Genomic DNA, 17195 nt, shown 5'->3' on the forward strand with positions numbered 1-17195 from the left:
CTGGAGTCTGCTGTGCTCCCGTGTCCTGTTCCGGTGCCATGATGGGATGCGTGAGCACTGATCCCACCTTCGTCCCGCCACAGCCAGCGGCCCAGGCCGTGGACCTGCTGAGTCGGCTGCGCAGCGAACTGGCCGGGGTATCCCTTCCGCTCGGTGTCGACGCAGCTGCCGGGGCCGTCCGAGTGCGGGACGCCGCCATCGCCCAGCTGGACGACTATGTCCTCCCGCGGTACCGCAACCTGGACGCACCGCTGCTGGCCGTCGTCGGGGGATCAACCGGTGCTGGCAAGTCCACTCTCGTCAATGCCCTGGTGGGGCACGCTGTGACTCGCTCCGGCGCCATCCGTCCGACCACACGGCAACCGATCCTCCTGCATCACCCGGAGGACGTCGACTGGTTCACCACCACCCGCGTGCTGCCGAATCTCTCCCGGACCACCGGCCACCGCGCCATGCCGGGGACCACGGTGCCCGCGGAACGCGTGGGGGTGGATCCGGATCCAGAGGCCATCAATTCCCTGGTCCTGGTGGCCGAACCGGCCCTGCCCGCCGGACTGGCCCTGCTGGACGCCCCGGACATCGACTCCATTGCGGACGAGAACCGCCGGCTGGCCGGTCAGCTCCTCTCGGCCGCCGACCTGTGGATCTTCGTCACCACCGCGAACCGCTATGCGGATGCCGTCCCCTGGGAGTTGCTCCTGGACGCCGCCGCGCGAGACATCACGGTCGCCGTGGTGCTGGACCGCGTTCCGGCCGGCGTGGAGGAGGAGGTGGCCACGGACCTGCGCGGACTCCTCGAGCGTCAGGGGCTGGCCTCAGCCGGGCTCTTCGTCGTCACTGAGTCCGCCCTCGACGCCCAGGGAATGCTCCCGGTGGGCACCGCGCGGCCGCTACGCGAGTGGCTGGAGTCCATTGCCGGCGATGCCGGTTCCCGTGCGGAGATCGCCCGCCGCACCCTCAACGGGGTGGTTCGGCAGCTGGCTGAGAAGATCTCCATCCTGGCGGAGGCCGAAGACGACCAGCGCCACGCGGTGGCCCGACTGTCCGGTGACGTGGACTCCGCCTACGAGCAAGCGCTGGCGGGCGTCCTTGCCTCGACCCAGGACGGGACGCTGCTGCGCGGCGAGGTGCTCTCCCGCTGGCAGGACTTCGTCGGCACGGGAGAATTCTTCCGGTCCCTGGAATCGGGGATCGGGCGGCTGAGGGACCGGATCACCTCCTTCTTCCGGGGCCGGCCGGTCCCACCGGAAGACGTCGAGACGGCCATCGAGACGGGTCTGCACGCCGTCCTCGTGGAACAGGCTGCTGCAGCCTCCGAGGAGTCCGCCCAGCGCTGGCGTCAGGACGCAGCCGGTCGTACGCTCTTCACCGGCCAGGACCCAGACAGGCTCCCCGCCGACTTCAGCGACCGCGCGGCCGCAGAGATCCGGGGCTGGCAGGGGGATCTGATCTCGCTGATCGAACAGGAAGGCGCCGGCAAGCGGACGATGGCCCGGATCTCCGCCCTGGGGGTGAACGGCGTGGCCGTGACCCTGATGATCGCCTCCTTCGCCTCCACCGGCGGACTGCTGGGCATCGAGGTCGGGATCGCCGGCGGGACCGCGGTGGTGGCGCAGAAGCTGCTCGAGTCGATCTTCGGCGAGGACGCCGTCCGCCGGCTGGCCCAACGCTCCCAGGAGAATCTCGTGGACCGGATCACCGGACTGCTGCAAGCCGACGCCCGCCGGTTCACTGCGCTGCTGGATGGCGTCCGTGGCCAGGAGGCGACTGATCAGCTGCGTTCCCTCGTTCCCGACCTGCACCGGCTGGCCGGACGGGAGGGCTGACCCATGACGACTCTCGACTCTGGTCCGCTGGACCGTAAACTCACTGCGCTCGAGACCGCGGCACGGCTGGGTGAGGGCCGGGTGAGCGCGCAGGCGCTGGCCTCCGCCCGTCAGGTGGTGGAACGGGCCCGGGAACGACGCCGGCTCTCGGCCGACCACACGGTCGTCGGCTTCTTCGGCGCCACCGGTTCCGGTAAATCCAGCCTCTTCAATGCGGTCACCGGTCATCCTCTTGCCCGGGCCGCGGCCACGCGGCCCACGACCTCCGAGCCCCTGGCCGCCGTGTGGGGTGCTGACGGGTCCGAACCGCTGCTCGACTGGCTGGAGGTCTCCCACCGTCACCAGCTGGACGGTCCCGCGGCCGGAGCTGAGCCCTCGGGGCCGTGGTCCCGGTTGCTCGGCCAGCGCTGGACCCGGAAGGACGGCCGGCAGAACGGACGCACGAACAGTCGACAGAACGACCAGCCCGGGGGCCTGATCCTGCTGGACCTGCCGGACTTCGACTCGATCGCCGCACGGCACCGGGAGATCGTGGCCCGGCTGGCCGGCCAGGTGGACGTGTTGGTCTGGGTCGTGGACCCGCAGAAATACGCGGATGCCGCCCTGCACCGCGAATTCCTCGAGCCGCTGGCCGCCCACCGCGGCGTCACCCTCGTAGTCCTGAATCAGATCGACCGGTTGGCTGAGGCGGACGTGGGGGCGGTGATCGCGTCCCTGAAGGGCATCCTGGCCCAGGACGGCCTCGCCCGGGTGCCCGTCTATCCCACGTCGGCCACCACCGGCGCCGGAGTCGAGCCCGTCCGATCCGCCATCGCGGAAGTCGCCGCACGGCGGAGCGCCGCCAGTGAACGGCTGATCTCGGATGTGCGCACGGCCGCCAGGGCCCTTGGCGCCGGGGACGCGGGAGGCGTTCCAGCCGGCGTCGGGAAGGCGGATGAGGCCAGGCTCGTGGACGCGCTGACCGAGGCTGCCGGCGTCACCACCGTGGTGCGGGCCGTGCAGCGGTCCTATCGGCTCGAGGGCGGCCGCCGCACCGGATGGCCTGTGGTCCGGTGGGCCACGCGCCTTCGTCAAGACCCGTTGCGCCGGCTCGGGTTGCGCCGCGGGGACGTTCCGCAGCGCGCATCGAACCGAGGCCCGGTCTCCGCGGTGGACGATCCGCGACTGCACCGGAGCTCACTGCCCGAGCGCAGCCCGGCCCAGCGGGCGCAGGGCGACGGTGCCATCCGCGTTTTCGCCGAGGTCACGGGCTCCGGAGCCCCGGATGCGTGGCGTTCCTCCATCCGCCGTGCCGCCCGCAGCCATGCGGACACGCTCCCGGACGAACTGGACCAGGCGATCACCTCCACCGACCTGGGGGCCGGGAAGGGTTCCTGGTGGTGGCACGTGGCCAATGCCCTCCAGTGGATCGCCCTGGTGGCCGCTGTGGCAGGTCTCGCCTGGTTGGGCGTCCTGGCTCTGGCCGGGTACTTCCAGTTCGAGCTGCCTCCCGCCCCGGACGTGGAGAGTTTCCCGATTCCCACGCTGCTCGTGTTCGGTGGACTGGCCTTCGGGTTGTTGCTGGCACTGCTGATGGCCCCGCTGGTGCGGCTGGTGGCGCGGAACCGCGCGCGCCGTGCCCGACGCCGGCTGCGCGCCGCGGTCTCAGGGGTCGCCCGGGAGCGCATCGCCGAGCCCGTGACGGCGGAGATCGAACGCTACGGTGCGTTCCGGGAGGCGCTGGCGGCGGCCAGCGGGCGTCATTGACGGCACGTGGCAGGACACCGACCCCGCCAGTCCACGAGACCGTCGGCGGGCTGGGCGAGTCGGGGATCCTGCGGATCCTGAACCGCCGTTTCGCCGCCGTACCGGCAGCGGGAGACTGGCCGGAGGGAACGGTTGGCCCCGGGGATGACGCCGCCGTCGTGGCCGCCCCGGACGGCCGGTTCGTCATCACGACGGATGCCATGGCGCAGGACCGTGATTTCCGGCTGGACTGGCCGGCCGTGCACGGTGGGCGGGCCCACTCTGACCGTGGGACGTTCGAAGGTCACGGTTTCCCCGGCGGCTACTCCACCGGCTGGAAGGCTGCCGCTCAGAACCTCTCCGACATCAACGCCATGGGGGGCGAACCCTCCGGTCTGCTCCTGGCCCTGACCATGCCACCCGCCACCCCGGTGGCCTGGATCGACGGCCTCGCCGCAGGGATCGCTGGGGCGGTACGTCACCTCGGAGCGGCCCGTTGCCGGATTGTCGGCGGAGATCTGGGTTCGGACGACCGCATCACCGTGGCCGTCACCGCCACGGGCGACCTGGACGGCCGGCTGGCGGTGCGGCGCACCCTGCCGCCGGCAGTGTGCGCAGTCACGGGTCGTGTCGACCTGGACTTGGTCCTGTGCGGCCGGACGGGCTGGGCCGCCGCCGGTCTGGACGTGCTGGAGACGCCCCGTGGGCTGTTAGATGAACGTCTGCGCGCTGCCGAACAGGCGGAACAGCTGGAAGACGGCGTGCGGCGACTTGCCGCGGTCGCGGCAGCCGCCCAACTCCGGCCCCGGCCAGTGCTGGGAGCAGGACGGGTGGCCGCCGAGGCAGGGGCACTGGCCATGATGGATGTCTCCGATGGCGTGCTGAAGGACGCCGGTCGCCTGGCCACGGCCAACGGCCTGCGGGCGGAGCTCGATCCGGACTGGGTGCGACGCGAGGCCTCGGTCCTCGTGCCCCTGGCGCGCGCCCTGGACCCCGCGAGCGGGCAGCGGACTGCCGAACGCTGGGTGTCTGCCGGGGGAGAGGACTACGGCCTCCTCGCCGCCTTGCCCACGGGGGCCGCGGTGCCCACGGGATTCCGGCGGATCGGACGCCTGGTCACCGCGTCGGGTGCACCCGCGGCAGCGGACAACGGAGGCAGCACAGGCGGGTGGGATCACTTCACGGACCGGTGACCATCCGTCGTCGTTCCCCTCGGCTTCACACGGACGTGCCCGGGGCGAATCGGTGTCCAAGCGCCGCGTGGGTGAATCCGGCCGCTTTCCAGGGGGCGGGGTCCAGGACGTTGCGGGCATCGATGAGGGCACGGCGGTCCATGAGCCGGCCGATGTCCTCGGGGTCCATGCGGCGGAACTCGTCCCATTCGGTGAGCAGGATCACCAGATCGGCACCGATGACGGCCTTCTGGAGGGTGTTGACGTAGCCCAGGCGGGGAAAGCGGCGGGCGGCATTGGCGTTGCCCTGGGGGTCATAGACGGCTACCTCGGCCCCGGCGGTGAAGAGCCGGTTGGCGACGTCCAGGGCGGGGGAGTCACGAACATCGTCCGAATGAGGCTTGAAGGTGACTCCGAGGATCGCGATCTTCGCTCCGTTGAGGACCTCGACGGCGGCCGGGGAGGGCACGGTGCCGGAGCCCTCGCCTACGCCGGTGGTGCGGATCGAACCGTTGACGCTGTGGGAAAGGACCTGCACGGCGAGGTCGACGACGCGGTCGCGGCGGCGCAGGTTGATGTCGTCCATCTCAGCCAGGAAGCGCATGGTGCGGTCCAGCCCGAGTTCGGAGACCCGGGCCTGCAGCGCCCGGATGTCCTTGGGCAGGCAGCCCCCGCCGAAGCCGACGCCGGCGTTGAGGAACTTCCGCCCGATCCGAGGGTCGTGGCCGATCGCGTCCGCCAGGGTGCCGATGTCCCCGCCGGCGGCTTCGGTGATCTCGGAGAAGGCGTTGATGAAGGAGATCTTGGTGGCCAGGAAGGCGTTGGCGGCGACCTTCACCAGTTCGGCGGTGGCGAAGTCCGTGGCGATCCACGGGGTGTCCGCGGCCAGGGCTTGCGCGTAGACCTGCCGCAGGATGTCCTCGGCGTGGTCCGATTCCACGCCGACGACCAGGCGGTCCGGGGTCAGGGTGTCCCTGACCGCATAGCCCTCGCGCAGGAACTCCGGATTCCAGGCCAGCTCGACCGTGCCCGGCAGGCCGGCGTTGGCGCGGGCGTCGGTCAGCAGGGTGCGGAGGCGCTCGGCGGTGCCGACGGGGACGGTGGACTTGCCCACGATCAGGGCGTCCCGGGTGATGTGCTCGGCCAGGGAGGTCACGGCGGCGTCCACGAAGCGCAGGTCCGCAGCGGTCTCGCCGGGCTTCTGCGGGGTACCGACCCCGATGAAATGCACATCGGCCCAGGTGCCGACCTCCTCGTAGGAGGTGGTGAAACGCAACCGTCCGGAGTTCACGTGCTTGGTCAGCAGTTCCGGCAGGCCGGGCTCGTGGAAGGGCAATTCCCCGCGGGTCAACGCGTCGATCTTCGCCTGGTCGATGTCCAGGCCCAGGACCTCGAACCCCAGCTCGGCCATGCACGCCGCATGCGTGGCCCCCAGATATCCCGTCCCGATCACTGAGACACGCAGCGGTGGCTCCCCGCCAGTGTCACTGTCCTGCCTGGGATCAGTGGATGCTGCAGCCTCACTACGGAGGGCAGGCTCGGTCGGGGCGGAGACGATGGCTGGCTCGGTCACGAGGCCCATCGTAGGGTCGACTGCGTCCGAGGTCACGGCTGGGAGACGAACACCATGCCTCCACTACGCGAACACTTCGTTGCTGGCGGGGCGAGCGGCTGGGTGACTGGTGGGGTGGCTAGCGCGACTGGGTGTGCGTCGTACGGATCAGTTCGGTGAGGTTGTGCGCGTGGCGCATCACCGTCTCCGCGTGGACCCGTCCGGGTTGGCGGGTCAAACGTTCGATGGGCCCGGAGATGGACACGGCGGCGATCACCCGTCCGCTCGGACCGCGCACCGGTGCCGAGACGGAGGCGACTCCCGGCTCGCGTTCCCCCAGTGACTGGGCCCAGCCGCGGCGCCGGACGGCGGCCAGCACCGTGGGGGTATAGACGGCCCCGTTGAGGCCCTCGACGAGCCGTTCATTGTCCTCCCACGCCAGCAGCACCTGTGCGGCGGAGCCGGCCTTCATGGACAGCCGCGTCCCGACCGGAATGGTGTCGCGGAGCCCTACCGGCCTCTCGGCACTGGCGACGCACACGCGGGCGTCGGCCTGCCGGCGGAAGAGCTGGGAGCTCTCCCCGGTGGCATCCCGCAACCTGGACAGCACCGGGCCGGCGGCCGCCGTCAGCCGGTCCTCACCGGCAGCGGAGGCCAGCTCGGAGAGCCTGCTGCCCAGGACGTAGCGACCCTGGAGGTCACGTCCGACCAGGCGGTGATGGACGAGTGCCGAGGCGAGGCGATGCAGGGTCGGCCGGGCGATGCCCGTGGCGGACACCAGCTCGGCCAGCGACGTCGGCCCCGCCTCGAGGGCATCCAGAATGGCAGCGGCCTTGTCCACCACTCCGACCCCGCTCGGGGTGTGGAGAGCCTGCGGTGTCTCATGCTCCGGAGTGTCCATACTCTGATACTAGCGTCTCAGTATGTGAGACATTCGCGTTCGTGATGGCCACCGTCGGCGCCGCGGTGCCAGAGTATGAATGTCACTGGTGGAAGGACACGAGATGGTAGCCAAGGCATCCCCTGAAAACGTAGCCGCAACAGTCGCAGCGGCCTCAACAGCAGCAGTCGCGCGCACGCTGGCCGAGAAGGTCTGGCAGGATCACGTGGTGGTCTCCGGCAACGGTGCCGGCGATGCCCAGACCCCGGACCTGCTGTACATCGACCTGCACATCATGCATGAGGTCACCAGCCCGCAGGCCTTCGAGGGACTACGCCTGGCGGGCCGCACCGTCCGGCGCCCCGACCTGACGATCGCCACCGAGGACCACAACACCCCCACGCTGGAGATCGACCAGCCGATCGCCGACCCGGTCTCGGCCAAGCAGATTCAGACCCTGCGGGACAACGCCCAGGAGTTCGGCATCCGGCTCCATTCCCTGGGTGACGCCGAGCAGGGCATCGTCCACGTGGTGGGGCCGCAGTTGGGCCTCACCCAGCCGGGCATGACCGTGGTGTGCGGTGACTCGCACACCTCCACGCACGGCGCCTTCGGAGCGCTGGCCTTCGGCATCGGCACATCTGAGGTCGAGCATGTGCTGGCCACCCAGTCCCTGCCGCTGAAGCCGTTCAAGACCATGGCCATCACCGTCGAGGGCACCCTCCGGGAGGGCGTGACCGCCAAGGACATCATCCTCGCGGTCATCGCGAAGATCGGCACCGGTGGCGGGCAGGGATATGTCCTGGAGTACCGGGGTTCGGCCATCCGGGCCCTGTCCATGGACGCGCGCATGACCATCTGCAACATGTCGATCGAGGCCGGTGCCCGCGCCGGCATGGTGGCGCCGGACGAGACGACCTTCGAGTACATCAAAGGCCGTCCCCACGCCCCCCAGGGCGAGGACTGGGACGCCGCCGTCGACTACTGGTCCAGCCTGCCCACGGACGAGGGCGCGACCTTCGACGCCGAGGTCTTCCTGGACGCCGACGAGCTGGAGCCCTTCGTCACCTGGGGCACGAACCCGGGGCAGGGTGTGTCCCTGAGTGACACGGTTCCGAACCCGGAGCACTTCGACGACCTGAACGCCCGGGCCGCCGCCGAGCGGGCGTTGGACTACATGGACCTGACCGCCGGCATGCCGATGAAGGACATCCGGGTGGACACCGTCTTTCTCGGCTCCTGCACCAACTCCCGGCTCGAGGACCTGCGCACCGCTGCCTCGATCATCGAGGGCCGGACCAAGGACGAGAACGTGCGGATGATCGTAGTCCCCGGCTCCGCCCGGGTGCGCCTGGAGGCGGAGGCCGAGGGCCTGGACCGGGTGTTCAAGGATTTCGGTGCCGAATGGCGCTTCGCGGGCTGCTCCATGTGCCTCGGGATGAACCCGGACCAGTTGGCGCCGGGAGAGCGGTGCGCGTCCACGTCCAACCGCAACTTCGAGGGGCGCCAGGGCAAGGGTGGCCGCACCCACCTGGTCTCCCCTGTGGTCGCGGCTGCGACCGCGATCCGCGGCACGCTGTCCTCGCCGTCCGACCTGGCGGCATTCGAATCCGAACTCCAGGAGGCCTGACATGGAACCCTTCACCAGCCACACCGGGATCGGCGTTCCGCTGAGGCAGTCCAATGTGGACACGGACCAGATCATCCCGGCTGTCTACCTCAAACGGATCACCCGCACCGGTTTCGAGGACGCCCTGTTCGCCGGTTGGCGCAAAGACCCGGAGTTCATTCTGAACCGGGAGCCCTACTCTGCCGGTTCCGTCCTCGTCGCGGGCCCGGACTTCGGCACGGGTTCCTCCCGCGAGCACGCGGTGTGGGCGCTGAAGGACTTCGGGTTCAAGGTGGTCCTGTCCGCCCGCTTCGCGGACATCTTCCGTGGCAACTCCGGCAAGCAGGGCCTGCTGGCCGCCGAGGTGGACCAGCAGGACATCGAGCTGATCTGGAAGGAGCTCGACAACCATCCGGGCACGGAGGTGACGGTGGACCTGGAGGGTCGCACCGTGACCTGCGGTTCGTTCAGCACCGGCTTCCAGGTGGACGACTACACGCGCTGGCGCCTGAGGGAGGGGCTCGACGACATCGGCATCACCCTGCGCACGGAGCAGGAGATCACCGATTTCGAGGCGAACCGACCGGCCTACAAGCCCGCCACGCTTCCGGCCCGGACCGCCTGATCCCGGACTGATCCGGCTTCGCCCCGTATGCTGGTGTGCGGATCTGCGCCGGGCCCGTCCCGGCCATCCGCACACCAGCGACGGCCCGTCCCGGCGGGCCACGGAGGAATGCCACTGTCTATGGGAAATCTGCTGACGATCAACGGCGGTAAGCCGCTCGAAGGACGCGTGACCGTCCGTGGCGCCAAGAACCTGGTGCCGAAGGCCATGGTGGCCTCGCTTCTAGGCAGCAAACCGTCGGTCCTGCGCAACGTCCCGGAGATCCGGGACGTCGAGATCGTCACCGGTCTGCTCTCCGTCCACGGGGTCAAGGTCACCAAGGATCCGAAGACCGGGGACCTCGGCCTGGACCCGGCGGCCACCAAGTCCGCCACCAGCTCGGAGATCGACGCCCACGCCGGCGACTCCCGCATCCCGATCCTGTTCTGCGGTCCTCTGATGCACTCCATCGGCGAGGCCTTCATCCCAGACCTGGGCGGCTGCAAGATCGGCGACCGGCCGATCGACTTCCACCTCACTGTCCTGCGCAGCTTCGGTGCCGTGGTGGAGAAGCGCCCCGGTGGCATCCACATCTCCGCGCCGAAGGGGCTGACCGGGGCGAAACTGGAACTGCCGTACCCCTCGGTCGGGGCCACGGAGCAGGTGCTGCTGACCGCCGTGAAAGCGGAGGGCATCACCGAGCTCAAGGGCGCCGCCGTGGAGCCGGAGATCCACGACCTGATCCATATCCTGCAGAAGATGGGCGCCATCATCACGGTGCAGACCGACCGGACGATCCGGATCGAGGGCGTGGACCAGCTCAGCGGCTTCAACCACCGCGCCATTCCGGACCGCAACGAATCGGCTTCGTGGGCCTCCGCCGCTCTCGTGACGCAGGGTGACATCTACGTCGAAGGCGCCATGCAGCGGGACCTCACCGCCTTCCTGAACACCTACCGCAAGATCGGTGGGGAGTTCGAGGTCGATGACGACGGCATCCGCTTCTGGCATGCCGGGGGGCGGCTCAAGCCCCTCGTGCTGGAGACCAACGTGCACCCGGGTTTCATGACCGACTGGCAGCAGCCGCTCGTCGTGGCGCTGACCCAGGCGGACGGTGTCTCGATCGTGCATGAGACCGTCTACGAGGAGCGCTTCGGGTTCACCGATGCCCTGGTGCGCATGGGTGCCTCCATCCAGCTGCATCGTGAATGCCTCGGATCCGTGCCCTGCCGGTTCGGCCAGCGCAACTTCCTGCACTCCGCCGTCATCTCCGGACCCACCGAGTTGCGCGGCGCTGACTTCGACATCCCCGATCTGCGAGGCGGGTTCTCCCACCTCATCGCCGCCCTGGCGGCCCAGGGTACTTCGCGGGCCACCGGCATCGAGATCATCAACCGCGGCTACGAGAAGTTCATGGACAAGCTCATCGGCCTCGGGGCAGACGTCGAGCTGAGCAGCGCGGGCCGGTAGGGGACCACTCGTGACCGAATCCACCGGACTGCGTGCCGGCTACTTCGCGGCGGCCTCTCTCGTCCGTCCCACGCTCAACGCCATCATGTCCAAGGAGTGGCAGGGCGCCCACCACATCCCGGAATCGGGATTCATCGTGTGCGCCAACCACATCTCCAACCTGGATCCGTTGGCCCTGGGGCACATGATCTACAGCCTGGGCAACCTGCCGCACTTCCTGGCCAAGTCCGAGCTGTTCCAGCTGCCGGTCGTGGGCGGGCTCATCACCGGGTTGCGGCAGATTCCCGTGGACCGCGCCCGTGGCGGCAACGAATCGCTCGTGGCCGCAGACCGGGTCCTGTCCGATGGCGGCGCGATCATCATCTATCCCGAGGGAACCCTGACCGCAGATCCGGACCTGTGGCCCATGAAGGCCAAGACCGGGGCGGCGCGGTTGGCTCTCAAGGCCGGGGTCCCGGTCATCCCCGTGGCCCAGTGGGGCATCCATGAGGTGCTGCCGAAGACGGCCAAGGCGCCCCGGCTCCGACCCCGCGGGACGGGACGGATCCGCATCGGCGCCCCCGTGCCCCTGGAGGACCTGCGGGAGTCCACGCTGACGCGGTCCGTGCTGGAGACCGCCAGCGAACGCATCATGACGGCCATCACCGGCGAACTCGAGGTTCTCCGTGGCGAGGATGCGCCGGAGGGACGGTGGAATCCGCGCACCGGTCAACGGGAAGCGGGCCACCGGGGCCAGGGGAGCTCATGAACGCGCGCCCCGAGAAGCTGGTGGTGGTGGGAGCCGGCAGCTGGGGGACCACCTTTGCGAAGGTCCTGGCGGACAGTGCCATCGAGCGAGGGGTGGTTGAGCCGGAGATCGTGCTCTGGGCCCGCCGTTCAGAGGTGGCTGAGGACATCACCGCCCGGAAGCGCAACACCGACTACCTCCCGGACATCGACCTGCCTGCCTGCCTGAGAGCCACCACCGACCTGGCGGAGGCCGTGGCCGGTGCCGGCCTCGTGGTGCTGGCCATCCCCGCCCAAGAAGTCCGCGGGCACCTGCCGTCCATTCGCGCCCACCTGGACCCGGCCGCCGTCGTGGTGTCCCTGGTCAAGGGGCTGGAACGCGGTACCGACGCCCGGATGAGCGAGCTGTGCGCTGAGGAACTCGGCCTGCCGGAGGAACGGTTCGCCGTGGTGTCGGGGCCGAACCTGGCGCTGGAGATCGCCCGCCAGGAGCCGACGGCGACCGTGGTGGCCTCTTCGGACCCGGCCACGGCCGAGTGGATCGCGGTGCGTACCTCGGGCCCGTACTTCCGGCCCTACACCAACTCGGACGTGACGGGCGTGGAGATCTGCGGCGTGGTCAAGAACGTGATCGCGCTGGCCGTGGGGATCTGCGACGGACTGGGCTACGGGGACAACTCCAAGGCCTCCGTCATCACCCGCGGGTTGGCCGAGACCGCGCGCCTGGTCGAGAGCCTCGGTGGCCAGGCGGAGACCCTCGCCGGGCTCGCCGGACTGGGCGATCTCGTGGCCACGTGTGCCTCGCCTCTGTCCCGCAACAGGACGGCCGGCCGCTACCTCGGCCAGGGACTCAGCGTGGAGGAGGCCACTGCTCGGCTCAAGCAGACGGCCGAGGGCATGAAGTCGGTCTCCGCGGTGGTCGACCTTTCCCGGCGACACGGTGTGGAGATGCCGATCAGTGAGGCCATGAATGCCGTGATCGCAGGCGCCCTCGATGTCGACACCCTGGCTGGGCTGCTGCTGGCCCGCGATCTCAAACCGGAAGGACGATCATGACCACGGAACCAGACCGCAATGCACGACTCGGGTCGGGCGCCCACGGCCGGCTCCGCGTGCTCGTGCTCTTCGGAGGCCGCTCCAGCGAGCACCCGATCAGCTGCATCACCGCCTCCGGCGTGCTGAACGCCATGGACCCGGACCGCTACGAGGCAGTGCCCGTCGGGATCACGGTGACCGGCCGTTGGCACGGCTTCGACGCAGACCCGGCGCACTGGAATCTGCCCGGCGGGGACCTGCCGCAGGTCCCGGAGCCGGCCGATCCGCTCGCGTTGCGCTGTACCGAGGGGGGCGGCCATGAGCTGGTCTCCGTGGCCAGCGGTCAATCACACGGTGCCATCGATGTGGTGTTCCCGTTGCTGCACGGGCCGTTCGGCGAGGACGGGACCCTGCAGGGAGAGCTGGAGATGGCCGCCGTGCCCTACGTGGGAGCCGGCGTCCTCGCCTCGGCCGTGGGCATGGACAAGCACTTCATGAAGGTGGCCTTCCAGGCCGCCGGGCTGCAGGTCGGGCCGTGGGAGACCATCACAGACCGTCAGTGGCGTGGTGAGCGGGACGCCGTTCTCGAGAGGGTCGCCGCCCTGACCTTCCCCGTGTTCGTCAAGCCGGCCCGGGCGGGTTCCTCCTTCGGAATCACTCGTGTCGTCAATGCTGAGGGCCTCACAGGCGCGATCGAGGAGGCCCGCCGCTTCGACCCCAAGGTCGTCGTCGAGGCCGGGATCGTCGGCCGCGAGATCGAGTGCGCGGTGCTGGATGGCCGTGGAACCCAGGCTCCACGGGCCTCCCTGCCCGGTGAGATCGTGGTCCACGGGGGCCCCGGCCAGCATGAGTTCTACGATTTCCAGGCCAAGTACCAGGACGACACCGCGGCAGACCTGTCCTGCCCGGCCGACCTGCCTGAGACGGCCATCGACACGGTGCGCCGGCTCGCCGTCGTGGCCTTCGACGCCGTGGATGCCGAGGGTCTGTCCCGGGTGGACTTCTTCTACACTCCCGCCGGCGGTTTCGTCATCAACGAGATCAACACGATGCCGGGATTCACGCCGATCAGCATGTACCCCGCCATGTGGGAGCGGTCTGGGCTGGCCTACGGCGAACTGATCGACGAACTCCTGGGGCTGGCCCTCGAACGCGGCACCGGGCTCCGCTAGGTTAGGCGCAGCAGCGTTCTCAGAGCACCGGGACCGCCGCCACTACGACGACGGCGCGTCCGTCTCCGGGATCGGCGCCTGAGTGGGGGCCGAGGTGGTGCACCCGCCGGTGGCGGGGATGCGTCCCACGGCTGACGAGAGGTCCACCATGACCGAGCTCGACGCCGCCCGCGTGTCATCGAACAGCACCTCGATCGCGGGGGAGCGGCCATAGGTGGTCAGGGTCCAGAACTCCCCCTCGTCCCGCGTGACCCAGTCGATGCCGTTGGCCGTCACGCAGTGCTCGGTGGTGGGCCCCGGGACGGGGACGCCACAGCGGAGGATCACGGCAGAGGGCTCGCCCCAGGCTGCCGTCGCCTGGCTGTCCGTCTCCCGTCGGTCGAAGCCAGCGACGGCGTCCGGCAGCGACACCATGGCCTCGGCGCACACCGGGTCGGTCGCCTCCGGGGCGGCCTCGACATCGGCGATGGGCGCACCGCACCCACTGATGATCAGGCCGAGGCCCACCACGGCGACGGCCCCGGCGGACCGGAAGCTGCGACCCCTGGGCAGCCGCGGGCGGGGCCGCCGGGGCAGACACAGTGCGGTGGAACGCTCGGCAGGGGTGAACGTCACAGGACGGCAGGGCGGCACGCCAGGGGAAAGCATGCTGACAGCCTACGATGAGGGCCTGTGACGGTGATCTATCATGGGACGAGCACCACAGGCGGGGGCCGCGACAGGCAGGTTCCGTATGGTGCGCGCACCGAAGGTCCCCGTGGCCACCGTGACTGCCTGTGAGAGCCACTGCCGCCGATACCGACCAACCCTGGAGGACCTCTGTGTCTGAACCCTCGTCTGATCTCGCCGAGACCATGGATGACATGGGCGACGACGGTTCAAAAGGCTCACGCGGCCGCGGTCACCGCAAGAAGCGTAAGAACCGGGCCGTCTGGCTGACGCTCGGCATCGTGCTGGTCCTGGTCATCGGGGCCGGCGCCGTGGCCATCGGATACCTGGCGAACCTCGCCTCCACGTTCGACAACGACACCCAGCGCTTCGAGACGACGTTCCCGGAGGCGGAGTCCCGTCCGACCAAGGCCCCGGCCGAAGACGGCAAAGAGGAGCCGCTGAACATCCTGTTGCTCGGTTCCGACTCCGGTGGCGGCTCGGGAGAGACGGAGGACCTGGCCGGGGTGCCCCAGTCGGGTCGGTCCGACACGATGATGTGGGTCCACATCCCTGGCGACCGGGAAGCGGTCTACGTGATGTCCGTCATGCGCGACCTCTGGGTGGAGATCCCGGGCGAGGGGACCCACAAGCTCAATGCCGCCTATTCCTTCGGTGGCGTGCCGAAGACGGTCCAGACCCTGGAGGGCCTGTTCGGTACCCGGATCGACCATGTGGCCGCCGTGGACATGGCTGGATTCGAAGGCCTGGTGGATTCGCTCGGAGGCGTGGACATCACCGTGCCGGAGTCCTTCCAGTCGGGCAATGGCGGTCGGTCCTTCCAGGCGGGGGCCCAACACATGGACGGGGGTACGGCATTGTCCTTCGTCCGCGAGCGTTATGCCTTCTCCGACGGCGACTATTCGCGCGTCCGAAATCAGCAGCTGTTCCTGAAGGCGGTGGCGCAAAAGGTCCTGACCGCTGAAACGCTGACAAATCCCGGCAGGATTTCGGATATGGTTGGTGGGTTGTCTCCATACCTGACGCTCGATGAAACCTTTAACTCAGGGGAATTGATCTCCATCGGCAGGACTATGACGGACATCCGTTCGGACGACCTGGAGATGTTCACGGTGCCCACCAATGGCGTGGGCCGCGCGAGGGGCCAGTCAGTCGTCTGGCCGGACGAACGGGCGATTGAGGAGATCGGCTCGGCGTTGAGCCAAGACGATGTGGCCTCATACCTCTCCGGTCAGTGACCGGCACACACTTACGAAAGGATCGCGACTTGGACCTTCGCGACTACATCCGGATCCTGCGGAACAACTGGCTGTCGATTCTGCTGATCACCCTATTGGGGGTGGCCATCGCCGCCGGTGCCACGGCACTGACGAAGCCGACCTACACCGCCCGGACTCAGATCTTCGTGGCCGTGAACTCCGGAGACACGGCGAGCGATATCCTGCAGGGCTCCAGCTTCTCGGAGAAGCGAGTCACGTCCTATGTCACCCTCGCCACCAGTCCTCGCGTCCTGGCGCCCGTCATCGAAGACCTCGGCCTCGACCTGACCGTGCAGGAGCTGGCCGCCACGATCGACGCCACGGCCCCGCCGCAGACCGTGCTGATCAACCTCTCGGCCAGTCACGAGGACCCTGCCCAGTCGGCGGAGATCGCCAACTCCGTAGCAGAGTCGCTGATCTCGACCGTGTATGAGGTGGAGGATCCGGAGGGCGCCAACAACCCGCTGGTGGACCTGTCCGTGGTGGAGCAGGCCTCCGTGCCGCTGACCCCGTCGAGCCCCCGCGTGGCGCTGAACCTTGTCCTGGGACTGGTGGTCGGCGCCGCACTCGGTGTGGCCTTCGCCCTGCTCCGCACGCTTCTGGACTCCCGCATCCGCAACCGCGAGGATGTCGAGCGCATCACCGACGCGCCGATCCTGGGTGCCTTCGCCGACCACAAGGCGGCCGAGGACGAGCCGATTATCTCGTTGGATGATCAGTTCGATCCGCGCGCAGAAAGTTACCGTCAACTGCGCACCCACCTGAAGTTCACCAACATGGACGGCGGCACCCAATCCGTGGTGGTGACCTCCTCCATCCCGGGCGAGGGCAAGACCACCACCTCGTGCAACCTCGGCGTCATGATGGCCGAGTCGGGCAGCCGGGTCGTCATCATCGACGCCGACCTCCGCCGTCCGCGCGTCGCGAAGACGCTCGGCTTGGAAGGGGCAGTGGGACTGTCCACGATCCTGTCCGGCCAGATCGACCTCGAGGAGGCCATCCAGTCCTGGGGCCCCGACGGTGAATTGGATGTCATCACCTCCGGCGAGATCCCGCCGAACCCGTCCGAGCTGCTCGGTTCCGAGGCCATGCGCCGCCTGCTGCGCCAGCTCGAGGGACGCTACGACGTGGTCCTCCTCGACGCACCGCCGCTGCAGCCGGTCACGGATCCGACGGTGCTGGCCTCGATAGCCTCCGGCGTCATGCTCGTGAACCGCGTGGACGGTTACGTCCACCGTGAGCAGCTCCAAGGGGGTCTGGACAGCCTGGCCTCCGTGGACGCCCGCGTGCTCGGCCTGGTGCTGACCCGGGTTCCGCAGAAGCGTGGTACGTACTACGCGTACCAGTACGCCTATGAGTCGGACGCCGTGGAACCCACGTCTGCCCGCCGATCTCAGGGCAGCCGTTCCTCCGGCGCCGGTGGCGCCTCCACCCGGGGCAAGGGGCAGTCCAACCAGAAGGCCCTGACGGGTATGCGATTCCGGTGAGGCACCGGG

Annotated in this window: 14 protein-coding genes; 11 read left to right on the forward strand and 3 right to left on the reverse strand. The window is 69.2% G+C overall.

What is annotated here, in order from left to right:
* Nucleotides 1-50 precede the first annotated feature (50 nt).
* Genes ABD134_RS02675 through ABD134_RS02685 form a run of 3 tightly spaced genes read left to right on the forward strand, consistent with a single transcriptional unit; the run spans nucleotide 51 to nucleotide 4744 of the window.
* Nucleotides 51-1826: a dynamin family protein gene (locus ABD134_RS02675; RefSeq protein ID WP_344226475.1), complete on the forward strand. Its 1776-nt coding sequence runs from the start codon at nucleotides 51-53 to the stop codon at nucleotides 1824-1826.
* A 3-nt stretch (nucleotides 1827-1829) separates the two neighbouring features.
* A complete protein-coding gene (locus ABD134_RS02680; RefSeq protein WP_344226477.1) occupies nucleotides 1830-3572 on the forward strand; it encodes a GTPase in 1743 nt (580 codons plus the stop codon).
* Nucleotides 3569-4744, forward strand: a complete 1176-nt coding sequence (locus tag ABD134_RS02685; protein ID WP_344226479.1) for a thiamine-phosphate kinase — start codon at nucleotides 3569-3571, stop codon at nucleotides 4742-4744. Before ABD134_RS02680 ends, ABD134_RS02685 begins: the two co-directional genes overlap by 4 nt.
* 25 nt (nucleotides 4745-4769) lie before the next feature.
* Here ABD134_RS02685 and ABD134_RS02690 read toward each other — a convergent pair whose 3' ends face one another.
* Both ABD134_RS02690 and ABD134_RS02695 read right to left on the reverse strand, forming a co-directional pair.
* Nucleotides 4770-6188: a UDP-glucose dehydrogenase family protein gene (locus tag ABD134_RS02690; protein WP_344227625.1), complete on the reverse strand. Its 1419-nt coding sequence runs from the start codon at nucleotides 6186-6188 to the stop codon at nucleotides 4770-4772.
* A gap of 226 nt (nucleotides 6189-6414) precedes the next feature.
* Nucleotides 6415-7176 (reverse strand): IclR family transcriptional regulator, encoded by a 762-nt coding sequence (locus ABD134_RS02695; protein WP_344226481.1) that lies wholly within the window; start codon nucleotides 7174-7176, stop codon nucleotides 6415-6417.
* Nucleotides 7177-7279: 103 nt separating this feature from the next.
* On the opposite strand from ABD134_RS02695, the gene leuC reads away from it, so the two are divergent.
* The 6 genes from leuC to ABD134_RS02725 all read left to right on the forward strand — a co-directional run bounded on the left by leuC (nucleotide 7280) and on the right by ABD134_RS02725 (nucleotide 13771).
* On the forward strand, nucleotides 7280-8785 hold the full coding sequence (gene leuC, locus ABD134_RS02700; protein WP_344226483.1) for a 3-isopropylmalate dehydratase large subunit: 1506 nt from the start codon (nucleotides 7280-7282) through the stop codon (nucleotides 8783-8785).
* A 1-nt stretch (nucleotide 8786) separates the two neighbouring features.
* Nucleotides 8787-9389, forward strand: coding sequence for a 3-isopropylmalate dehydratase small subunit (gene leuD / locus ABD134_RS02705; RefSeq protein ID WP_344226485.1), 603 nt, complete (start codon nucleotides 8787-8789; stop codon nucleotides 9387-9389).
* A gap of 120 nt (nucleotides 9390-9509) precedes the next feature.
* Complete coding sequence (murA, locus tag ABD134_RS02710; protein WP_344226487.1) at nucleotides 9510-10838, forward strand: UDP-N-acetylglucosamine 1-carboxyvinyltransferase; 1329 nt, start codon at nucleotides 9510-9512, stop codon at nucleotides 10836-10838.
* Nucleotides 10839-10848: 10 nt separating this feature from the next.
* Nucleotides 10849-11586: a lysophospholipid acyltransferase family protein gene (locus ABD134_RS02715; protein WP_344226489.1), complete on the forward strand. Its 738-nt coding sequence runs from the start codon at nucleotides 10849-10851 to the stop codon at nucleotides 11584-11586.
* The gene (locus ABD134_RS02720; RefSeq protein WP_344226491.1) at nucleotides 11583-12620 is read left to right on the forward strand and encodes an NAD(P)H-dependent glycerol-3-phosphate dehydrogenase; all 1038 of its coding nucleotides are present in this window, start codon (nucleotides 11583-11585) and stop codon (nucleotides 12618-12620) included. Before ABD134_RS02715 ends, ABD134_RS02720 begins: the two co-directional genes overlap by 4 nt.
* Nucleotides 12617-13771, forward strand: a complete 1155-nt coding sequence (locus tag ABD134_RS02725; RefSeq protein WP_344226493.1) for a D-alanine--D-alanine ligase family protein — start codon at nucleotides 12617-12619, stop codon at nucleotides 13769-13771. The genes ABD134_RS02720 and ABD134_RS02725 overlap by 4 nt, the downstream gene beginning before the upstream one ends.
* 42 nt (nucleotides 13772-13813) lie before the next feature.
* Here ABD134_RS02725 and ABD134_RS02730 read toward each other — a convergent pair whose 3' ends face one another.
* On the reverse strand, nucleotides 13814-14419 hold the full coding sequence (locus ABD134_RS02730) for a DUF3515 family protein (RefSeq protein ID WP_344226495.1): 606 nt from the start codon (nucleotides 14417-14419) through the stop codon (nucleotides 13814-13816).
* A 173-nt stretch (nucleotides 14420-14592) separates the two neighbouring features.
* On the opposite strand from ABD134_RS02730, the gene ABD134_RS02735 reads away from it, so the two are divergent.
* Together ABD134_RS02735 and ABD134_RS02740 are read left to right on the forward strand one after the other, a co-directional pair.
* The gene (locus tag ABD134_RS02735) at nucleotides 14593-15678 is read left to right on the forward strand and encodes an LCP family protein (RefSeq protein WP_344226497.1); all 1086 of its coding nucleotides are present in this window, start codon (nucleotides 14593-14595) and stop codon (nucleotides 15676-15678) included.
* Between the two features lie 29 nt (nucleotides 15679-15707).
* Nucleotides 15708-17186 (forward strand): tyrosine-protein kinase domain-containing protein, encoded by a 1479-nt coding sequence (locus tag ABD134_RS02740; RefSeq protein WP_344226499.1) that lies wholly within the window; start codon nucleotides 15708-15710, stop codon nucleotides 17184-17186.
* Nucleotides 17187-17195: the final 9 nt, after the last annotated feature.

The organism is Citricoccus alkalitolerans (assembly GCF_039528175.1).
In the GTDB taxonomy this organism is placed as follows: Bacteria; Actinomycetota; Actinomycetes; order Actinomycetales; family Micrococcaceae; genus Citricoccus; species Citricoccus alkalitolerans.